19 protein-coding genes are annotated in these 21,093 nt (G+C 55.9%); 17 read left to right on the top strand and 2 right to left on the bottom strand.

From position 1 onward, the window contains the following. Window positions 1-53 precede the first annotated feature (53 nt). The 4 genes from U868_RS0102385 to U868_RS0102370 all read left to right on the top strand — a co-directional run bounded on the left by U868_RS0102385 (window position 54) and on the right by U868_RS0102370 (window position 3,974). On the top strand, window positions 54-299 hold the full coding sequence (locus tag U868_RS0102385) for a Pathogenicity locus (RefSeq protein ID WP_025151893.1): 246 nt from the start codon (window positions 54-56) through the stop codon (window positions 297-299). 1 nt (window position 300) lies between these two features. Beyond that, window positions 301-1,422, top strand: coding sequence for a sugar diacid recognition domain-containing protein (locus tag U868_RS0102380; RefSeq protein ID WP_025151892.1), 1,122 nt, complete (start codon window positions 301-303; stop codon window positions 1,420-1,422). A gap of 134 nt (window positions 1,423-1,556) precedes the next feature. Next, complete coding sequence (locus tag U868_RS0102375; protein WP_025151891.1) at window positions 1,557-2,825, top strand: GntP family permease; 1,269 nt, start codon at window positions 1,557-1,559, stop codon at window positions 2,823-2,825. Window positions 2,826-2,837: 12 nt separating this feature from the next. Beyond that, on the top strand, window positions 2,838-3,974 hold the full coding sequence (locus tag U868_RS0102370) for a glycerate kinase (RefSeq protein WP_025151890.1): 1,137 nt from the start codon (window positions 2,838-2,840) through the stop codon (window positions 3,972-3,974). Window position 3,975: 1 nt separating this feature from the next. Here the strand turns inward: U868_RS0102370 and U868_RS0102365 are convergent, their stop codons facing one another. Continuing rightward, window positions 3,976-4,806: a hypothetical protein gene (locus U868_RS0102365; protein ID WP_162817199.1), complete on the bottom strand. Its 831-nt coding sequence runs from the start codon at window positions 4,804-4,806 to the stop codon at window positions 3,976-3,978. A 434-nt stretch (window positions 4,807-5,240) separates the two neighbouring features. Between U868_RS0102365 and U868_RS0102360 the strand changes: the two genes are divergently transcribed. Genes U868_RS0102360 through livF form a run of 5 tightly spaced genes read left to right on the top strand, consistent with a single transcriptional unit; the run spans window position 5,241 to window position 10,075 of the window. Next, window positions 5,241-6,353 (top strand): branched-chain amino acid ABC transporter substrate-binding protein, encoded by a 1,113-nt coding sequence (locus tag U868_RS0102360; RefSeq protein WP_025151888.1) that lies wholly within the window; start codon window positions 5,241-5,243, stop codon window positions 6,351-6,353. A gap of 47 nt (window positions 6,354-6,400) precedes the next feature. Further along, a complete protein-coding gene (gene livH, locus U868_RS0102355; protein ID WP_025151887.1) occupies window positions 6,401-7,327 on the top strand; it encodes a high-affinity branched-chain amino acid ABC transporter permease LivH in 927 nt (308 codons plus the stop codon). Next, on the top strand, window positions 7,324-8,607 hold the full coding sequence (locus U868_RS0102350) for a high-affinity branched-chain amino acid ABC transporter permease LivM (protein ID WP_025151886.1): 1,284 nt from the start codon (window positions 7,324-7,326) through the stop codon (window positions 8,605-8,607). Before livH ends, U868_RS0102350 begins: the two co-directional genes overlap by 4 nt. Beyond that, window positions 8,604-9,374 (top strand): high-affinity branched-chain amino acid ABC transporter ATP-binding protein LivG, encoded by a 771-nt coding sequence (gene livG / locus U868_RS0102345; RefSeq protein WP_025151885.1) that lies wholly within the window; start codon window positions 8,604-8,606, stop codon window positions 9,372-9,374. The genes U868_RS0102350 and livG overlap by 4 nt, the downstream gene beginning before the upstream one ends. Then, window positions 9,374-10,075 carry a high-affinity branched-chain amino acid ABC transporter ATP-binding protein LivF gene (livF, locus tag U868_RS0102340; protein WP_029990499.1) on the top strand — a complete coding sequence of 234 codons (702 nt, stop codon included), beginning with the start codon at window positions 9,374-9,376 and terminating at the stop codon, window positions 10,073-10,075. The genes livG and livF overlap by 1 nt, the downstream gene beginning before the upstream one ends. On the opposite strand, the gene U868_RS0102335 is transcribed toward livF, so the two are convergent. Then, a complete protein-coding gene (locus tag U868_RS0102335; protein ID WP_025151883.1) occupies window positions 10,076-10,918 on the bottom strand; it encodes a tetratricopeptide repeat protein in 843 nt (280 codons plus the stop codon). A gap of 241 nt (window positions 10,919-11,159) precedes the next feature. On the opposite strand from U868_RS0102335, the gene U868_RS0102325 reads away from it, so the two are divergent. From U868_RS0102325 to U868_RS0102290, 8 genes are all read left to right on the top strand, one after another. Then, complete coding sequence (locus tag U868_RS0102325) at window positions 11,160-11,630, top strand: GNAT family N-acetyltransferase (RefSeq protein WP_025151882.1); 471 nt, start codon at window positions 11,160-11,162, stop codon at window positions 11,628-11,630. Between the two features lie 129 nt (window positions 11,631-11,759). Next, window positions 11,760-11,849: a potassium-transporting ATPase subunit F gene (locus tag U868_RS24370; protein ID WP_071997682.1), complete on the top strand. Its 90-nt coding sequence runs from the start codon at window positions 11,760-11,762 to the stop codon at window positions 11,847-11,849. After that, window positions 11,849-13,531 carry a potassium-transporting ATPase subunit KdpA gene (gene kdpA / locus U868_RS0102315; RefSeq protein ID WP_025151881.1) on the top strand — a complete coding sequence of 561 codons (1,683 nt, stop codon included), beginning with the start codon at window positions 11,849-11,851 and terminating at the stop codon, window positions 13,529-13,531. The genes U868_RS24370 and kdpA overlap by 1 nt, the downstream gene beginning before the upstream one ends. A 16-nt stretch (window positions 13,532-13,547) precedes the next feature. Beyond that, entirely contained in the window at window positions 13,548-15,596 is a 2,049-nt protein-coding gene (gene kdpB / locus U868_RS0102310; protein WP_025151880.1) for a potassium-transporting ATPase subunit KdpB, read from the top strand. 9 nt (window positions 15,597-15,605) lie between these two features. After that, on the top strand, window positions 15,606-16,196 hold the full coding sequence (gene kdpC, locus U868_RS0102305) for a potassium-transporting ATPase subunit KdpC (RefSeq protein WP_025151879.1): 591 nt from the start codon (window positions 15,606-15,608) through the stop codon (window positions 16,194-16,196). 15 nt (window positions 16,197-16,211) lie between these two features. Continuing rightward, on the top strand, window positions 16,212-18,899 hold the full coding sequence (gene kdpD / locus U868_RS0102300) for a two-component system sensor histidine kinase KdpD (RefSeq protein WP_025151878.1): 2,688 nt from the start codon (window positions 16,212-16,214) through the stop codon (window positions 18,897-18,899). Beyond that, window positions 18,896-19,579, top strand: a complete 684-nt coding sequence (gene kdpE / locus U868_RS0102295; RefSeq protein ID WP_025151877.1) for a two-component system response regulator KdpE — start codon at window positions 18,896-18,898, stop codon at window positions 19,577-19,579. Before kdpD ends, kdpE begins: the two co-directional genes overlap by 4 nt. Window positions 19,580-19,744: 165 nt before the next feature. Further along, on the top strand, window positions 19,745-21,085 hold the full coding sequence (locus U868_RS0102290; RefSeq protein ID WP_025151876.1) for an anaerobic C4-dicarboxylate transporter: 1,341 nt from the start codon (window positions 19,745-19,747) through the stop codon (window positions 21,083-21,085). Window positions 21,086-21,093: the final 8 nt, after the last annotated feature.

Genomic DNA, 21,093 nt, shown 5'->3' with positions numbered 1-21,093 from the left:
GCGGTCTGTTATGGCAGCCATCGTATTTTCTGATAATCACTGACGGGGATATTATGGCTTTTTCGTCTGAAGACAAGGCAGTTCTGCTGGCGGTAAAGGGCGTGGGTGTGAAAGTTATCGAACGCCTTGAGCAGATGGGATTTTCTGATCTTAATCAGCTTGCCGCCGCGGATGCCCAATCCCTGCTGAGTGCCGGTGCGGCACTTACCGGCTCTACCTGCTGGCGCAACAGTCCGCTGGCCAGAAAAGCCATTGAGTCTGCCATTGCGGCAGCACGCCAGGCACAGAATCCGTCCTGATATGACACCGGTTCAGCTCGATCAGCGCACTGCCCGGCTGATTGTTCAGCGGGCGATGCAAATCCTCAGTTACTCCGTGAATGTGATGAACGCACAGGGGGTGATTATTGCGTCCGGTGATCCGCAGCGGGTAAATCAGCGCCACGAAGGGGCGGTGCTGGCACTGACGGAAAACCGGATTGTGGAAATTGATGAAGCCACCGCCGCCACGCTGAAAGGCGTGAAACCCGGCATTAATCTGCCGGTAATTTTCCGCGATACTATGGTGGGTGTGGTCGGAATTTCAGGCAAACCGGATGAGGTGCGCAACTACGCCGAGCTGGTGCGTATGGCAGCGGAACTGGTGCTGGAACAGGCCGATTTGCTGGAAAAATCCCAGTGGGATCGCCGTTACCGTGATGAGCTGGTCAGCCAGCTGATAAGCCCGGATCAGCAGCCGCAGTCGGTAAAATCGATCGCCGCTTATCTCGGGATCTCCCCCGATAAACCCCGCATAGCTCTGATCCTCGCGCTGCCCGCACCGGATCATGAGCGGTTTCACCGTCTGGTGGACTATATTGATAATCTTAAAATGGATCTGCTGGTCAGTATCCGGGGAATAAATTCCCTCGTGGTGCTGAAACCGGTGGCCTGTGATGCGGATTTTCAGCCGCTCTCTCCGGTGCAGAAGCAGTTACAGGCACTGCGCCGCCAGCTGCCGGATCTGCTGATGTATGTCGGCGGTTTCTTTCACGGACACAATGGTCTGCACCGCTCCTGGCAGAGTGCCTGCGCTGTGCAGCAACTGGGGCAGACCCCGGCTTACAGCCGCCAGAAAACCATTTTTTATGATGAAGTCAAATTACCCGCCTTGTTACAGGGATTTCAGGAGAGCTGGCAGGCCGCTGAACTGGCCTCCGCCTGGCAGAAACTGAAAGCGGCGGACAGCCGCCGTGTGTTGTGTCATACCCTGAAGACCTATTTTGATCAGAATTGTGATCTGTCTCAAACCACAAAAACGCTGCATATTCACACAAATACCCTCCGTTACCGACTTCAGCGTGTTGAATCGATTACTGGCTTAAATATCAATAGATTAGAATCAATTATTCAGCTTTATTTCGGTATGCTGACCGATTTGTGATTTGTGCGTTTATACAAAATACGCGGTTTCAGCCCGTTCATTTTTGTCGGAACCTCTCAAGCTTAACCTGATGGCTGCCGCCATAATGCATCCTGTTCTGTTCAAATAATCATAATTACAGCAGGAGTCTGCACATGGTGACGGTTTCAGCTTTGGGCGCAATGGTTGCGCTGGTCGTGGCGATAGGGTTAATACTGAAAAAAGTACCGCCGGTATACGGGATGATGGCGGGGGCGCTGGCCGGAGGATTGGTCGGCGGGGCAGATCTGGTGCAGACGGTGACACTGATGGTCACCGGAGCTCAGGGGATCACTAACGCGGTGCTGCGTATTCTGGCAGCCGGTGTGCTGGCCGGGGTACTGATTGAGTCCGGTGCGGCAAATACCATTGCGGAAACTATTGTCCGCAAAGTGGGTGAAAAACGGGCGCTGCTGGCGCTGGCGGTGGCCACCCTGTTACTGACAGCCGTCGGTGTGTTTATCGACGTGGCGGTTATCACCGTTTCACCGATTGCACTGGCGATTGCACACCGCGCCGATTTGTCCAAAATGGCGATTCTGCTGGCGATGGTCGGCGGCGGTAAAGCGGGTAACGTGATGTCACCGAACCCGAACACCATTGCGGCGGCGGATAACTTTAACGTGCCGCTGACATCACTGATGGCGGCGGGGATTATCCCGGGCATTTTCGGGCTGATCGTGGCGTATTTTCTGGCGAAGCGTCTGGTTCACCGTGGCTCGAAAGTGACACAGGAAGAACTGATTGCCGCGCATCATGATGGTAAGTTACCGGGATTCTGGGCGGCAATGAGTGCCCCGCTGGTGGCGATTTTTCTGCTGTCACTGCGTCCGGTCGCCGGTATCAGCATTGATCCGCTGATCGCCCTGCCGGTCGGTGGTCTGGCTGGTGCACTGATCATGGGACGCTTCCGCCAGTCCAACCATTTTATTACCTCCGGGCTGAGCCGGATGGCACCGGTGGCAATTATGCTGCTGGGAACCGGAACCCTGGCGGGGATTATCGCCAACTCCGGTCTGAAAGATGTGTTAATTAACGGCCTGACGGCGTCCGGTCTGCCATCCTATCTGCTGGCACCGATTTCCGGGGCTCTGATGTCCATGGCAACCGCATCCACCACAGCGGGTACGGCGGTGGCATCTGCGGTATTCAGCTCAACGCTGCTTGATTTGGGGGTGAGTGCGCTGGCCGGGGCGGCGATGATCCATGCCGGTGCAGTGGTGCTCGACCAGATGCCGCACGGCAGCTTCTTCCATGCGACCGGCGGCAGTGTCAATATGCAGGTTCATGAGCGTCTGAAATTACTGCCTTACGAAACCATGGTGGGTCTGGTGATTGCGATTGTCTCCACACTGATTTTCGGTGTCTTCGGGTTTGGCGGGTAAAAGGAATTAAGTATGAAAATAGTGATTGCTCCGGATTCATTTAAAGAGAGTCTGACCGCCCTTCAGGTCGCTGATGCTGCGGAAGCGGGATTCAGAACCATTTTCCCGGATGCGCAGTACATCAAACTGCCGATGGCGGACGGCGGCGAGGGCACAGTGGTCTCCATTATTGAAGCCACACAGGGAACACTGAAAGAAACAGAGGTTACAGCACCGCTGGGGAATAAAGTGACCGGGTTTTACGGGCTGTCCGGTGACGGTAAAACCGCCATTATTGAAATGGCGGCCGCTTCCGGGTTACATCTGGTGCCGCCTGCACAGCGGGATCCGCGTGTGACCACCACTTTCGGTACCGGGGAACTCATCCTGGCGGCACTGGATGACGGCGCGGAAAAGATAATTCTCGGGATTGGCGGCAGCGCCACCAATGACGGCGGTGCCGGGATGATGCAGGCGCTGGGCGTGGTATTCCGTGATGAACAGGGAAACTCACTGCCGTTCGGCGGCAGTGCGCTGGCAAAACTGGCCTCTGCGGATTTATCCGGGCTGGATCCGCGTCTGGCGGAGACAGAGTTTGTGGTGGCCTGTGATGTGAATAATCCGCTGTGCGGACCGAAAGGCGCATCTGCCACCTTCGGGCCGCAGAAAGGCGCGACACCGGCGATAGTCAGTGAGCTGGATGCGGCGCTGCGTCACTACGGGGAAGTGATTGAATCCCTGACCGGTAAGTCACTGAGTGATATCGCCGGCGCCGGAGCGGCAGGCGGCATGGGCGTTCCGATGATGGCATGGCTTGATGCCCGGATGCAGCCGGGCATTGAGATGGTGATCGAAACACTGGATCTTAACGCGGTGGTGAAAGACGCCGACCTCGTGATCACCGGGGAAGGACGGATGGACAGCCAGACGATTCAGGGAAAAACCCCGGCGGGTGTGGCGAAAGCCGCAAAAGCGCGCGGAATTCCGGTGATCGCGCTGGTTGGCGGGATGAGTGACGACTATGCCGTTGTGCATGAACACGGTATTGATGCCGTGTTCTCTGTGATCCCGCGGGTTTGCTCTCTGGATGAGGCACTGGCACAGGCGGCGGTCAATATTGAAGTCGCTGCCCGCAATATCGCGGCGGTACTGGCGATGAAAATAGGATAAATCAGTAATATTCGTAGCGGGATTCCAGCGTGATCCCGCTGCTCTGAATAGTGGCGGAACCTTCTAACTGGATCGCTTTGATCATGGTCTGCAATTCACAGTTTCCGTACTGATCCCATCGGTAGCAGTTATAGGAATAGGTGCTTTTTCCCCAGAATGTCGGCAGTTTTTGTGTGACGCTGACGACCTGATTCTGTTCGTTATAGGTATATTCCTGCGTCATCACATTCGGTTGTTCAATATCAGTCAGCAGCCCGTCAGCGTCATAATGATAAACCGTCACCCGTGTTTCACCGTTCTCTGTCTCTTTCTCCGAAACCAGGCGGTTATTCTGATAACGGTAGCGGGTTTCTGACTGCCAGGATTGGTTATCCGGTGTTGTTTTATAGGATTCTGTCAGGCTGACGATCCGGTTTTCCGCATTACGGGTATATTGCTGATCAATCTGCGTGCTCAGTGTGGTATCGCCGGGGATCACATTACTGATGGTGATGGTCGCCTGATCCGGATTTTCCGGCATGATCTGCGTGGTTTGTGTAATCGGTACCTGGCCTTCTTCTATCGCCATTTCGCGGTATTCATAATCATATTGTGTCAGGTCAGCGCACGGACCGAAGTGCAGTTTTTCTTTCACCCACAGGATAAGCCCCATCGAGCGGTAAGACGTGATGGTGATTGATTTTACCGGCCCGTAATATTTCGTGCCGGTAATAATAAATGTATTTTGCCGGTTAATATCCTGAGCAGCAGTATCGCACTGACCGGGGGTTACCGCCGCCGCAGTCAGCGGCAGCGCAAAAGTGAGCAGGAGCATGCCTGTTAGTTTATTCATGGCGCGGACCATCCCATCAGTCAAAGTGAACAGAAAACCCGGATCCGGACAAATCAATCAGTAAACTGAATCAGATCCCGGGTTACTACTTCGCCGGATGAATCTAATAACAAAGAGAGATAATTGCTATCGGAATAGTGGGGAAAACTATTTTTCCGGTGATGAATTTCCGCATTAAGTCATCCTTAACGAATCATTAACCAGTTTATAACACTGTTTTTTGCCGAAAAAACACCCGATTGCAACCGGATATTATCCTGTTAATGATGCAATAATCTCCTTTTCTGATTTGCTTTTCAGAATAAAAATCCTGTTTAATGAACTGAAAATAAAGCATTAATTAATGTGATGTGACTCATTGTAAGGGAATTTTTAAAAATACCGCACATGCTGACCGTCCGGTCACTGCAAAGCTAACCGATGGGGATGTTCTGATGAAAAAAACAATGAAAATGGCCGTCATTGCCGGGGCTGTATCCTGTGCATTAAGTGCAGCGGCGTACGCTGAAGATATTAAAATTGCGGTGGTGGGGGCGATGTCCGGGCCGGTCGCACAATACGGTGATATGGAGTTTACCGGCGCCCGTCAGGCGATTGAGGATATCAACGCCAAAGGCGGGATTAACGGCAATAAACTGGTGATCACCGAATACGATGACGCCTGTGACCCGAAACAGGCGGTGGCGGTGGCTAACAAAGTGATTAATGACGGCATGCGTTATGTGATCGGGCACCTCTGTTCCTCCTCCACACAACCCGCGTCAGATATTTATGAGGACGAAGGGATCCTGATGATCACCCCGGCGGCAACTAATGCGGATTTAACCACGCGCGGTTACAGCCTGATCATGCGTACCACCGGTCTGGATTCTGATCAGGGCCCGACTGCCGCAAAATATATTCTCGAAAAAGTGAAATCGCAGCGCATTGCCGTGGTGCATGACAAGCAGCAGTACGGTGAAGGCCTGGCGCGTTCCGTGAAAGACAATCTGAACAAAGCCGGGGTGAAAGAAGTGCTGTTTGAAGGGGTGACGGCGGGAGATAAAGATTTCTCCGCGCTGGTGGCGCGTCTGAAGAAAGAAAATGTCGATTTTGTCTATTTCGGCGGCTACTACCCGGAAATGGGGCAGATTTTACGCCAGGCAAAACAGGCAGGGCTGAATATCCGCTTTATGGGGCCGGAAGGGGTGGGTAACTCCTCACTCTCCAACATTGCCGGTGACGCTTCCGAAGGCATGCTGGTGACGTTGCCGAAACGCTACGACCAGGTTCCTGCCAACAAACCGGTGGTGGATGCCCTGGCGGCGAAGAAACTGGATGCCACAGGGCCGTTTGTCTGGACAACCTATGCCGCATTACAGTCGCTGACCACCGCAATGCAGCGCAGCGGCAGCATGGAACCGGCGGATCTGGCCGCCGATCTGAAAGGTAAGCCGGTTGAAACGGTCATGGGCGAACTGAGCTGGACACCAAACGGGGATCTGAAAGGTTTCGAGTTCGGCGTATTTGAATGGCACAAAGACGGAACCTCATCACCGCTGAACTGATCCGCAGTGGTGACTGATGCGGGCAGTGTGTTTCAGGGGAGTGCGCTATGTCAGAACAATTATTATATTTTACACAGCAATTGCTGAACGGATTAACGCTGGGAAGCACCTATGCCCTGATCGCCATCGGTTACACCATGGTGTACGGTATTATCGGCATGATTAACTTTGCCCACGGCGAAGTGTATATGATCGGCAGTTACGTCTCGTTTATTGTAATTGCCGGGCTGATGATGCTGGGGATTGATGTCGGCTGGCTGTTAATTACCGCTGCATTTATTACAGCGATAATTATTGCCAGTGCCTATGGCTGGAGTATCGAACGGGTCGCCTACCGGCCCGTCCGCCACTCAAAACGGCTGATTGCCCTGATTTCGGCGATCGGGATGTCCATTTTTCTGCAAAACTTTGTCAGTCTTTCCCAGGGCTCCCGCGATCTCGCGCTGCCCGGGCTGATTAACGGCCGCTGGACCTTCGGGGAGAGCGGCGGTTTCTCCGCCACGGTTTCCGCTATGCAGATCACCATCTGGGTGGTGACAGTGCTGGCAATGCTGGCGCTGACCCTTTTTATCCGTTACTCACGGATGGGACGCGCCTGCCGGGCCTGTGCGGAAGATCTGAAAATGGCGGGTTTACTCGGGATTAACACCGATCGCGTAATCGCACTGACCTTTGTGATCGGTGCGGCGATGGCGGCGGTGGCCGGGGTGCTGCTGGGGCAGTTCTACGGCGTGATCAATCCGTATGTCGGCTTTATGGCCGGGATGAAAGCCTTTACCGCTGCGGTTCTCGGCGGGATCGGCAGTATTCCGGGGGCGATGATCGGCGGGGTGATCCTCGGCGTATCAGAAGCCATGACCTCCGCCTATTTCAGTACGGAATATAAGGATGTGGTTTCATTCGGCCTGCTTATCCTTGTGTTACTGGTGATGCCGACCGGGATCCTCGGGCGTCCGGAGGTTGAAAAGGTATGACAAAATCTCACTGGATCAACGCCATTGTTGCCACCGCAACGCTGTTTGTGCTGGCCTCCGTGATGATGGGGCTGCAATTGTCCCTCGACGGCACCCGTCTGATTGTCCGCAACGCCGATGCCGTCCGCTGGGAGTGGATCGGCACCGGTTGTGTGATTGTCTTTATCTTTCAGCTGGTGCGTCCGTCACTGAAAAAACTGACGGCGCGTCTGCCGAAAAGCAGCGGTTCCCTGCCGGGTTTTGACGGCTCCACCAACACGCAGAAAATTATTGCCGGACTGATTATTATCGCTGCCATTATCTGGCCGTTTATGGTGTCGCGCGGCAGTGTGGATATCGCCACCTTAACCCTTATCTATGTGATGCTCGGCCTCGGGCTGAATGTGGTGGTCGGGTTATCCGGCCTGCTGGTGCTGGGCTACGCCGGGTTTTATGCCATCGGGGCGTACACCTACGGGCTGATGAACTACTATTTCGGCTGGGGATTCTGGCAGAGCCTGCCGCTGGCCGGTATTGCCGCAGCGCTGTCCGGTTTACTGCTTGGTTTCCCGGTACTGCGGCTGCGCGGGGATTATCTGGCGATTGTGACACTCGGCTTCGGGGAAATTGTCCGTATTCTGCTGCTGAATAATACGGAATTTACCGGCGGGCCGAACGGTATCAGTCAGATCCCGAAACCGACGTTGTTCGGGCTGGAGTTCAGCCGGACCGCCAAAGAGGGCGGCTGGGATACGTTCCATAATTTCTTCGGCCTGGCGTATGACCCGGGCGATCGCATTATCTTCCTGTATCTGGTCGCATTGCTGCTGGTACTGGCAACACTGTTTATTATCAGCCGGTTACTGAGAATGCCGCTGGGCCGGGCGTGGGAAGCGCTGCGTGAGGATGAAATCGCCTGCCGCTCGCTGGGGCTCAGCCCGACACGCATCAAACTGACGGCGTTTACTATCAGTGCCGCCTTTGCCGGGGTGGCGGGTACGTTATTTGCCGCCCGTCAGGGTTTTATCAGCCCGGAATCCTTTACCTTCACGGAATCCGCGTTTGTGCTGGCAGTGGTGGTGCTGGGCGGTATGGGGTCACAAACCTCGGTGATTCTGGCAGCCGTTATCCTGGTGGTTTCCCGTGAAATGATGCGCGATCTGAATGCCTACAGCATGCTCCTTCTCGGGGCGCTGATGGTGCTGATGATGGTCTGGCGGCCGCAGGGATTACTGCCGGTGTCGCGTCCGCACCTGAAGGTCAGCACAACGGATGCGGAAAAAACCGGAGGTGCGCGATGACTGATACCTTATTGCAGGTCTCCGGCCTGACCATGCGTTTCGGTGGCCTGCTGGCGGTGAACAATGTATCGCTGGAGCTGAACCGGGGAGAGATAGTCTCTCTGATCGGCCCTAACGGTGCGGGAAAAACCACGATCTTCAACTGCCTGACCGGCTTCTACAAACCGGCGGACGGGCAGATCCTGCTGCGCGGAAAACCGGTACAGGGATTATCCGGACAGGCTATCGCCCGTCTCGGTATGATCCGCACCTTCCAGCATGTGCGTTTATTCCGTGAAATGACGGTGATTGAAAACCTGCTGGTGGCGCAGCATCAGCATCATAAAAGCGGATTACTCGCCGGGCTGCTGACGCTGCCCTCATTCCGCCGTGATCAGCGCGAAGCTACGGAGCGCGCAGTAATGTGGCTGGACAGAATCGGGCTGACGGCACTGGCAAACCGGCAGGCAGGTAATCTGGCGTATGGTCAGCAGCGGCGGCTGGAAATCGCACGCTGTATGGTGACCCGGCCGGATATTCTGATGCTGGATGAACCGGCGGCCGGGCTGAACCCGAAAGAAACGGACGACCTGGATGCACTGATCGCGGAACTGCGGGCGGATCACGGCGTCTCTGTTCTGCTGATCGAACATGATATGAAACTGGTGATGGGAATTTCAGACCGGATCTATGTGGTGAACCAGGGAACGCCGCTGGCAAGCGGCAGCCCGGAGGCGATCCGCAACCATCCGGATGTGATCCGCGCGTATTTGGGGGAGGCATACTGATGCTGGAATTTAATAATGTCTCCGCGCAGTATGGCAAAATTCAGGCGCTGCATGACGTCAGCCTGTCGGTGCGCAAAGGGGAAATTGTTACCCTGATCGGCGCGAACGGTGCGGGGAAAACCACACTGCTCAGCACACTGTGCGGGGAGCCGAGAGCGACCACCGGTGAGATCCGCTACCTCGGGGAGAACATCACGGCACTGCCGACGGCGCAGATCATGCGCAAAGACATTGCACTGGTACCGGAAGGACGGCGCGTGTTCGGGCGGATGACGGTGGAAGAGAATCTGGCCATGGGCGGATTTTTTGCATCCAAAACACAATACCAGGCACGGATTGCGCAGGTGTATGAACTCTTTCCGCGTCTTCAGGAGCGCCGCCATCAGCGGGCGGGGACGATGTCCGGTGGTGAGCAGCAGATGCTGGCTATCGGCCGCGCGCTGATGAGCAGCCCCCGGCTGTTACTGCTGGATGAACCGTCCCTCGGGCTGGCACCGATTATTATCATGCAGATTTTTGATACCATCCGTGAACTGCGTGATGCGGGTATGACTATCTTTCTGGTCGAACAGAATGCCAACCAGGCGCTGAAACTGGCAGACAGAGGTTATGTGCTTGAAAACGGGCGGGTCGTACTGGAGGATACCGGTCCGGCACTGCTGGTGAATGAAGCGGTCAGAAGCGCCTATCTGGGCGGCTGATTACGGTTTTCCGGAGAAAATCTGACGGAATGTATCCTCATTTTCTGTCAGATTTTTTACCCACGGGCAGGCTTCAGGCTCGCCGTTGTCACAGGCGGCTTTCATCAGCGCCACACCTTTGCCGTAATCCTGCTGCGTGCCGTGCCCCTGAAGAGACATCATGGCGAGATAAAACTGAGCCGGGCCGTGTGACTGCCGCGCCGCGCGCTCATAAAAATTCCGGGCAATGACGCAATCACTCCGTTCACAGCCTTTTCCGCGATAATACATTACACCCAGCTGATAAAGCGCGTCCGGCTGCTCCTGAGCTGCCGCTTTCTCGAACCAGGTTCTGGCTTTACTGATATCCTGATCCACCCCTTCGGCATATAAATACATCATACCCAGCTGATACCGGGCAACGGCCATATTCTGCCTGGCGGCCTGTTCAAACCAGTAATGGGCCTGCACCATCTCTTTGTTGTCACGATTGTTTAAATCGGCCAGATGAAGGTACACATTGGCCAGATTTACCTGTCCCGGCGCATATTTCTGCACTGCGGCTTTTTCAAACCAGACTTTGGCGTCCTGTAATGACTTCACAGACTGATCATTGAGCAGGAGCAGTTTTCCCAGCTCATTCTGGGCATACGGGTTATTTTGTTCTGCGGCTTTCCGGTACCAGTATTTGGCCTGCACAATATCCTGCTGTGCGCGGAAGTCATCCGCCAGTGTTATCTGTGCGGCAATATTACCGCGCAGTGCCCTGGCTTCGGTATGTTGTACTGCCGCCTGTTTCGCCTGAAGCGGCGCGGCAGTAAACAGTACGGCAAGCAGGAGTCCTGCGGTGGTGACGGTTTTCATTACACATCCTGTTATTGATGATGGCATCAGTTTCCTGCGGACATAACCTGGTGATCATGACCAATGTAAAGAGCGGGCAGGCCCGGATGCCCGCTGATGGCGCACCACAATGGTGCAAAACGCGCTTTTCTGCAACGGGAACCGGCGGAAAAGGCAGACAGAAAAAATGGAATGATTATTGCAGTCATTATTGCAGACAAAAAACCGGATTTTTTACCGTTTATAGCTATATGAGGCATTTATGACTGAGTACGATTTTGTAATAAAAGCGGATGATTTATCCTCACCGCAAACCGGGGCGCTGATTGTCCTGCATTTACAGGGAATGGCACAGAATACGCCGCAGGAGCATGTTTATGCCCTGGATCAAAGTGGTCTGCGGGCAGATAACATCCGTGTCTGGAGTGTGTGGGACGGTGAGCGTATCGCGGCTGTCGGGGCGCTGAAACAGCTTTCTGCCGCACAGGGTGAGATAAAATCGATGCGGGCTCATCCGGATTTTCGCGGTAAAGGGGCGGGCAAATTACTGTTACTGCATATTATTGCGCAGGCAAAACAGGGCAGCATGACCCGCCTGAGTCTGGAGACCGGCTGCCATCCGGATTTTGAACCGGCGCTGGCATTGTATCGCCGCTGTGGTTTTCTGCCGGGGACAGCATTTGGTGATTATCAGGCCGGTGAACATCATCAGTTTTTCCATCTGGATTTGTGATAACAGGGCGGGTTTACGGAAACCCGCATTTTTATACTTTTTTTATACCTTTCCCGCCGAATTTTGCGACATCTTTGCACCCGCTTTTCTAGACTCATGATGAATACCTCACACATGTAAGGACAAGTTATGAGTCTGGCTCTTATTGCAGGCATCGCCGGTACATTACTGCTGCTGGCATACCTCCTTTATGCCCTGATTAAAGCGGAGAAATTCTGATGGCCGCGAATGCTTTTTTACTTATCGCCGGGTTTCTGATTGTTTTGCTGATTGCAGCAAAACTGCTCAGTAACCTGCTGGTCTGCTTTATTGACGGCACATCGCTGCCGGTGCTGCGCCGTGTGGAAGGTGTGCTGTGGCGCTTTGCGGGGATTGGCCGCGATGAGATGCGCTGGCAGGGATATCTGACAGCGCTGCTGCTGTTTAATGCGCTGGGACTGATATTCCTGACGGCGATCCTGATGTTGCAGGCCGATTTACCGCTCAACCCGCGTCACTTCCCGGGGATGTCATGGGATCTGGCGCTGAACACGGCGGTCAGTTTTGTCACTAACACCAACTGGCAGTCTTACAGCGGGGAATCCGCGGTCAGCTATTTCAGTCAGATGGCCGGGCTGACAGTACAGAACTTTCTGTCTGCCGCCACCGGTATCGCCGTGGCGTTTGCCCTGATCCGCGCTCTGTGCCGCCGCTCTGTACAGACACTCGGCAATGCGTGGGCAGATCTGACCCGCATCACGCTGTGGTTACTGTTACCACTCTCTGTGATTATTGCGCTGTTCTTTATTTCGCAGGGCGTTATTCAGAACTTCCATGACTACCAGACTATTATCACCCCGGAAGGCGTGCAGCAGGTATTACCGATGGGGCCGGTCGCTTCCCAGGAAGCGATTAAACTGCTCGGTACCAACGGCGGCGGTTTCTTCGGTGCCAACTCGGCGCATCCGTTTGAAAACCCGACCGCGCTGACCAACTTTGTGCAGATGCTGGCGATTTTCCTGATCCCGGCGGCTCTCTGTTTTGCGTTCGGGCGCTGTGCCGGAAATCCGGGCCAGGGGCGTGCGCTGCTGGCGGCAATGACCATTGTTTTTGTCGCCGCCGCTGTGGCGGTAATGTGGAGCGAAACGCACGGTAATCCGGCCTTTGCGGGCATGGGGATTGACAGCACCTTCAATATGGAAGGGAAAGAGAGCCGTTTCGGTATCCTTGCCACCGGGCTGTTTGTGGCCGTGACCACCGCCGCCTCCTGCGGTGCGGTGAACAGCATGCATGATTCCCTGACTCCGCTGGGCGGCCTGGTGCCGCTGTGGCTGATGCAGATCGGTGAAGTGATTTTCGGCGGCGTGGGTGCCGGTTTCTACGGCATGATGCTGTTTGTCTTTCTCGCTGTTTTTATCGCCGGACTGATGATTGGCCGCACGCCGGAATACCTCAGCAAAAAAATTGAGGTACGGGAGATGAAACTGACCGCGCTGGCGATTCTGGTCACCCCGGCGCTGGTTCTCGGCGGCACGGCACTGGCGATGATGACGGAAGCCGGACGCGGTGCCATGCTCAATCCGGGCGCACACGGCTTCAGTGAAGTGCTGTATGCCCTCTCATCCGCGTCAAACAATAACGGCAGTGCCTTTGCCGGACTGAGCACCAACACCCCGTTCTGGAACCTGCTGCTGGCATTCTGCATGCTTGCGGGTCGTTTTGTGGTGATTGCGCTGGTGATGATGCTGGCAGGTTCGCTGGTCAGCAAAACTATCCGGACCGCCGGTGCAGGCACATTGCCGACAACCGGGCCGCTGTTTACCGGGCTGCTGATCGCCGCAATATTACTGATCGGCGCACTGACCTTTGTTCCTGCACTGGCACTGGGGCCGGTGGCGGAATTTCTTGATTTACTTAAGTGATTGACGGGAGAACACCATGAGTCGTCAGACACAGCGATTATTTGAACCCGCACTGGTGCGCCGCGCACTGCCGGATGCATTCCGCAAGCTTTCGCCGGTGGTGCAGTGGCAGAATCCGGTGATGTTTATTGTCTGGTGCGGCAGCCTGCTGACCACACTGCTGGCCGCCGGGATACTCAGCGGATTTATCAGCGGTAACGGCGGGTTTACCCTCACTGTTGCCCTGTGGTTGTGGTTTACCGTGCTGTTTGCCAACTTTGCCGAAGCGCTGGCGGAGGGGCGCAGCAAAGCGCAGGCCGACAGCCTGAAAGGGATGAAAAAAACCAGCCGCGCACGGCGTCTGCATGCGGCACAGCGCGACAGCGGCTTTGATATGGTCTCTGCCGACACCCTGCGCAAAGGGGATTGGGTGCTGGTGGAAGCGGGCGATCTGATCCCGTGTGACGGTACCGTGCTGGAAGGCGGTGCATCCGTGGATGAGAGCGCTATTACCGGGGAATCCGCCCCGGTGATCCGCGAATCCGGCGGCGATTTTGCCTCTGTTACCGGCGGGACCCGCATTCTGTCCGACTGGCTGATTATTGAGTGCAGTGCCAACCCGGGCGACAGCTTCCTTGACCGCATGATCAGCATGGTCGAAGGTGCGAAACGCAGCAAAACGCCGAACGAGATTGCCCTGACCATCCTGCTGGCTGCCCTGAGTATTGTGTTCCTGCTGGCTGTGGCGACACTCTGGCCGTTTACCGCCTATACCGGTCATCCGGTCACTCTGACGGTCATGATCGCCCTGCTGGTCTGTCTGATCCCGACCACCATCAGCGGCCTGCTCTCCGCCATTGGTGTGGCAGGGATGAGCCGCATGCTGGCTGCCAACGTGATCGCCACCAGCGGCCGGGCGGTGGAAGCTGCCGGGGATGTGGATGTGCTGCTGCTGGACAAAACCGGCACTATCACGCTGGGCAACCGCCAGGCTTCTGCTTTCCTCGCCGCACCCGGTGTGGATGAAAAAACCCTGGCGGATGCGGCACAGCTGTCATCACTGGCGGATGAAACCCCGGAAGGGCGCAGTATCGTCGTGCTGGCAAAACAGCGTTTCAGCCTGCGGGCACGCAATCTGGAAAGCCTGAATGCCACCTTTATTCCGTTTACCGCCCAGACCCGCATGAGCGGCATCAATGTGGACGGACGCACTATCCGCAAAGGTTCAGTTGATGCTATCCGCCGCTATATTGAGGCCAACCACGGCCACTTCCCGGCACAGGTCGACAAACTGGTGGAAGAGGTTGCACGCAGCGGCGGTACCCCGCTGGTGGTGGCGGAAGAGCACCGTGTGCTCGGCGTGATCGCCCTGAAAGACATCGTAAAAGGCGGGATCCGCGAACGCTTTGCACAGCTGCGTCAGATGGGGATCAAAACGGTGATGATCACAGGGGATAACCGGCTGACAGCTGCGGCGATTGCCGCCGAAGCCGGGGTGGATGATTTCCTCGCGGAAGCGACCCCGGAAGCCAAACTGGCGCTGATCCGTCAGTACCAGAAAGAAGGGCGGCTGGTGGCAATGACCGGCGACGGCACCAATGATGCCCCGGCTCTGGCACAGGCGGATGTTGCGGTTGCCATGAACTCGGGTACCCAGGCAGCGAAAGAGGCGGGAAATATGGTCGATCTGGACTCCAACCCGACCAAGCTGATTGAGGTGGTGCATATCGGCAAACAGATGCTGATGACACGCGGTTCGCTGACCACGTTCAGTATCTCCAATGATATCGCCAAGTATTTTGCCATTATCCCGGCGGCGTTTGCGGTGACTTATCCGCAGCTGGATGCGCTTAATATCATGCGCCTGCACTCACCGGATTCCGCCATGTTAAGTGCGGTTATCTTCAATGCCCTGATTATTGTCTTTCTGATCCCGCTGGCGCTGAAAGGGGTGCCGTATCACGCCCTGAGTGCCGCACAGATGTTACGCCGTAATCTGTGGATCTACGGACTGGGCGGCCTGGTTGTGCCGTTTATCGGTATAAAATTGATCGATATGTTACTGACCCTGACAGGGTTAGTATAAGGATAAACAATGAGTCAGATACGTCCCGCAATCATAATATTTCTGGTTCTGGCACTGGTAACAGGGGTATTTTATCCTCTGCTGACCACCTCACTCGGGGAGTGGTGGTTTGCCCGTCAGGCCGGCGGCTCACTGATTGAAGTGAATAATGAAGTCAAAGGCTCGGCGCTGATCGGTCAGCAGTTCACACAGCCCGGCTATTTTCACGGACGCCCGTCAGAAACGGCGGAGTATCCGTATAACGCACTGAGCTCCGGCGGCAGCAATCTGAGCACCGGCAACCCTGAACTGTTACAGCGGGTGGCGCAGCGGGCGGAGACATTAAGGGCGGAAAACCCGGACGCATCCCGTCCGGTGCCGGTTGACCTGGTGACCGCCTCTGCCAGCGGGCTGGACCCGGATATCTCTCCGGAGGCCGCTTACTGGCAGGCACCGCGTGTTGCCAAAGCGCGTAATATGACACAGGCTGAGGTGGAAAAACTGATCCGCGAATATATCACCACTCCGGTGCCTGCGTTTACCGGTGTGCCTGTCGTGAATGTGCTGGCACTGAACCTGGCGCTGGATGCACATGCGGCGGACAAAACCAGCCTGAATTAACGGAAGGACAGCATTATGTATGAAGAGCCACTGCGTCCCGATCCTGACCAGTTACTGGCACAGGTCACAGAGCGCCCGCGCGGAAAACTGAAGATCTTCTTCGGTGCCTGTGCGGGGGTCGGGAAAACCTACGCCATGCTTAAGGAGGCGCAGCGGCTGCGTGAACAGGGCATTGATGTGCTGGCCGGGGTGGTGGAAACCCACGGCCGCAGTGAAACCGCTGCCTTGCTGGAAGGGCTGCGCATTCTGCCGCTGAAAAAGCACAACTACCGGGGACGGCAGGTGGCGGGGTTTGATCTCGATCGCGCACTGGCATTGCATCCGGCGGTGATCCTGATGGATGAACTGGCGCACACCAATATCCCCGGCGCCCGCCACCCGAAACGCTGGCAGGATGTGGAAGAGCTGCTCAATGCCGGGATCGATGTCCTCACCACCATCAATGTGCAGCACCTGGAAAGCCTGAATGACATTGTCGGCGGCGTGACCGGTGTTCGTGTGCGGGAAACGGTGCCGGACCCGGTGTTTGATGCCGCCGATGAAATCGTGCTGGTGGATTTAACCCCGGACGACCTGCTCGGCAGACTGCGCGAGGGTAAAGTGTATCTCCCGGCTCAGGCAGAGCGGGCAATCGAACACTTTTTCCGCAAAGGCAATCTGCTGGCACTGCGTGAACTGGCGCTGCGGCGGACCACTGACCGTGTCGATGAGCAGATGCGCGCCTGGCGGGAACGGAAAGGTCAGGAAAAAGTCTGGCACACCCGCGATGCGATACTGGTCTGTCTGCGTCCGGACGGCGGCAATGAAAAACTGGTGCGTGCCGCCGCCCGGCTGGCGGCACGGCTCGGCAGTGACTGGCATGCAATTTTTGTTGAAACGCCTGCACGGCATAAACTGCCGTCCCCGCAGCGGCGTACCCTCCTCACCACCCTGTCGCTGGCACAGCAGCTGGGCGCGACCACGGCAACGCTGGCAGAGCCGGAAGAGAGCCGTGCGGTGATCCGCTATGCGCGGGAAAATAACCTCGGCAAAATTATGATTGCCCGCCATGAGCGGACATCCTGGTGGCGGCGCGACAAATTACAGGAACAGCTCAGCCGCAGTGCCGCTGATCTGGATGTAGTGATGATAGCCCCGCAGGACCGGCAGCCGGAAAGCCGCGAAAAATTCAGCGATAACCGGCCATTTCTGGATAAACACAAAACCGATTTGCAGGGTTGTGTTGTCGCGGCACTGATTTGTGCTGTCACCACCCTGATGGCGCACCACTGGCTGATGGCCTTTGATAACGCCAACCTGGTGATGCTCTATATCCTGGGTGTGGTGGTGGTGGCGCGGTTCTACGGGCGCTGGCCCTCTGTGTTTGCCACCATTATTAACGTTATCAGCTTTGACATCTTTCTTATCAACCCGAAAGGCACCCTGGCTGTCTCGGATATGCAGTATCTGCTCACCTTCGCCGTGATGATGACGGTCGGGCTGGTGATCGGCAGCCTGACCGCCGGTGTCCGTTATCAGGCGCGGGTGGCGCGTTACCGCGAACAGCGCACCTGGCATCTCTATGAAATGTCGAAAGCCCTGGCGGTGGCGCGGGAGTGTGATGATATCGCCTCGGTCAGCTGCCACTTTATCGGCCACAGCCTGCATGCCCGCTGTGAAATGCTGCTGCCGGATGAACAGGGTAATCTGATCCCTGCCGGCGGCGGCACAGCCGATAACGGCCGTGACGATGCCATCATCCGCTGGAGTTATGACAAAGGCCAGCCCGCCGGGTTCGGTACCGGCACACTGCCCGGTGTGCCGTATCAGATCCTGCCGGTCTGCACGACAGAAAAAGTCTACGGCGTGGTGATTGTGGAGCCGTATAACCGCCGTCAGCTGCTGATCCCCGAACAGCAGCGGCTGCTGGAAACCCTGATCCTGCTGGCAGCGGGGGCACTGGAGCGCCGCACCCTGACAGAACGCGAGGCGCAGTCGCGGCTGGTCAGTGAACGTGAGCAGGTGCGTAACTCACTGCTGGCGGCGCTGTCTCATGATCTGCGCACACCGCTGACCGTACTGTTTGGTCAGGCGGAGATCCTGACGCTGGATCTGACCAGCGAAGGTTCACCGTATGCCGCGCAGGCCAATGAGATCCGCCAGCACATCCTCAGCACCACGCGGCTGGTCAATAACCTGCTGGATATGGCGCGGATCCAGTCCGGCGGCTTTAATCTCAATAAAGAGTGGCTGCCGCTGGAAGAGGTGATCGGCAGTGCCCTGCAAATGCTGAAACCGCGTTTTGACACCGATTCGGTACAGATTGACCTCAATGATCCGATGCAGCTGATTTGTGCTGACGGCCCGCTGTTTGAACGGGTGTTGATCAATCTGCTGGAAAACGCGATAAAATACGCCGGGCCGCAGGCGCAGATCGGCATCCGCTCGCGGTTGTCGGACAATATGATTGATATTGAAGTGTGGGATAACGGACCGGGTATCCCGGCCGGACAGGAAGCACTGATATTTGAGAAATTTTCGCGCGGTCAGAAAGAATCCGCCATTCCGGGGATCGGCCTCGGGCTGGCGATCTGCCGGGCGATTGCCGAAGTGCACGGCGGCACTATTTTAGCCGGAAACCGTGACGGGGGTGGCGCAAGCTTCCATATCCGTCTACCCTGTGAAGATCCGCCCGTGATTGATGAAGATGATAACCTGCTGTGACCACTGTACTGATTGTTGAAGATGAAAAAGGGATCCGCCGCCTTCTGCGCACCGCGCTGGAAGGGGATTCCGTGCGTGTGTTTGAAGCGGAAGACCTGGCGCGCGGGCTGGTGGAAGCCGCGACCCGCAAACCGGACCTGGTGATCCTCGACCTTGGGCTGCCGGACGGTGACGGCATCACCTTTGTACAGGAATTCCGCCAGTGGAGTTCCGTGCCGGTGCTGGTACTGTCCGCCCGTGACAGTGAACACGATAAAATCGCCGCCCTGGATGCCGGCGCGGATGACTACATGACCAAACCCTTTGGTGTCGGGGAGTTACAGGCGCGGCTGCGGGTGCTGATGCGCCGCTATCCCGGCAGTGAAAAGAACGATCCTGTCTATGCGTTCGGGGATATCTGTGTGGATATTGCCGTGCGTCAGGTCAGTAAAGGCGGTGAGGAAGTGCATCTCACGCCGATTGAATTCCGTCTGCTGACCATTCTTATCGGCCACAGCGGCAAAGTGCTGACCCAGCGGCAGCTGCTCAATGAGGTGTGGGGACCGAACGCCGTCGAACACGCTCACTACCTGCGTATTTACATGGGGCATCTGCGCCAGAAGCTGGAAACAGATCCTGCCCGTCCTCAGCATTTCATCACTGAAACCGGTATCGGTTACCGGTTTGTCTCCGTACCCTGAATACCCCTCCGGCTGTTTTTTTACCTCCGTCACTGTTATAGAAAAACTGTTCTGTTTTCCGGCCGTTTTTACTGTTTACATCAAAAAATTGTTATTTTGTGCGCTTTATAGTGAAACCAGGTGATACAGACCCACGGATTTTTAAGTACCTAAAAGGAGTTAGTTATGGATTTTGCTATCCAGCTTGTCGTGGTATTGATTTGTCTGTTTTACGGGGCGCGCAAAGGCGGGATTGCCCTGGGGTTGCTGGGCGGGATAGGCCTGGTGCTGCTGGTTTTTGTCTTCCACTTAAAGCCCGGAAAGCCGCCGGTGGATGTGATGCTGGTGATTATTGCGGTCGTGGCGGCGTCGGCCACTCTGCAGGCTTCCGGGGGACTGGATGTGATGCTGCAGATAGCAGAGCGTCTGCTGCGCCGTAATCCGAAATATGTCTCGATTGTGGCACCGTTTGTGACCTGTCTGCTGACCATTCTGTGCGGCACCGGTCATGTCGTCTACACCATCTTACCTATCATCTATGATGTCGCGATTAAAAATAATATCCGTCCGGAAAGGCCGATGGCAGCCAGTACAATCGGTTCCCAGATGGGGATAATCGCCAGCCCGGTGTCGGTTGCGGTGGTCTCTCTGGTCGCAATGCTGGGGGATGTGACCATCAACGGCAAACATCTGGGTTTTGTTGACCTGCTGGCGATCACCATTCCGTCCACCCTGATCGGGATTCTGTGTATCGGTATCTTCAGCTGGTATCGCGGCAAAGATTTGGATAAGGATCCTGAATTTCAGGCGTTTATCGCAAAACCGGAAAACCGGAAATACGTCTACGGCGATACCGCCACGCTGCTCAATAAAAAATTACCCGCCAGTAACTGGCTGGCAATGTGGATCTTTCTGGCCTCTATCGCGGTAGTGGCATCACTGGGAGCCTTTCCGTGGCTGCGGCCGGTCTTTGACGGCAAACCGCTGTCGATGGTTCTGGTGATTCAGATCTTTATGCTGCTGGCCGGGGCATTAATTATCATCTTTACCGATACCAAACCGGCATCCATTTCGAAAAATGAAGTGTTCCGCTCGGGGATGATCGCGATTGTGGCGGTTTACGGTATCGCGTGGATGGCGGAAACCATGTTCGGTGCTCACCTTGAGCAGATTGAAAGTGTACTGGGATCGCTGGTCAAAGAATATCCGTGGGCGTATGCCGTGGTGCTGCTGCTGGTGTCCAAGTTTGTTAACTCGCAGGCGGCGGCTCTGGCGGCAGTGGTTCCGCTGGCGCTGGCTATCGGGGTGAATCCGGCTTATATCGTGGCATCCGCACCGGCCTGTTACGGTTACTATATTCTGCCGACCTACCCGAGTGACCTGGCTGCTATCCAGTTCGACCGCTCAGGTACCACCAAAATCGGCCGTTTTGTGATTAACCACAGCTTTATTGCGCCGGGACTGATTGGTGTCGGGGTTTCCTGCGTGTGCGGCTGGTTCTTTTCCGCGATGTACGGTTTTCTCTGACAGCCGTC

This window comes from Morganella morganii H1r (assembly GCF_000633515.1).
Classification (GTDB): domain Bacteria; phylum Pseudomonadota; class Gammaproteobacteria; order Enterobacterales; family Enterobacteriaceae; genus Morganella; species Morganella morganii_B.
Note: the sequence above shows the minus strand (reverse complement) of the source record. Positions and strands in the feature narration are given on the sequence as shown.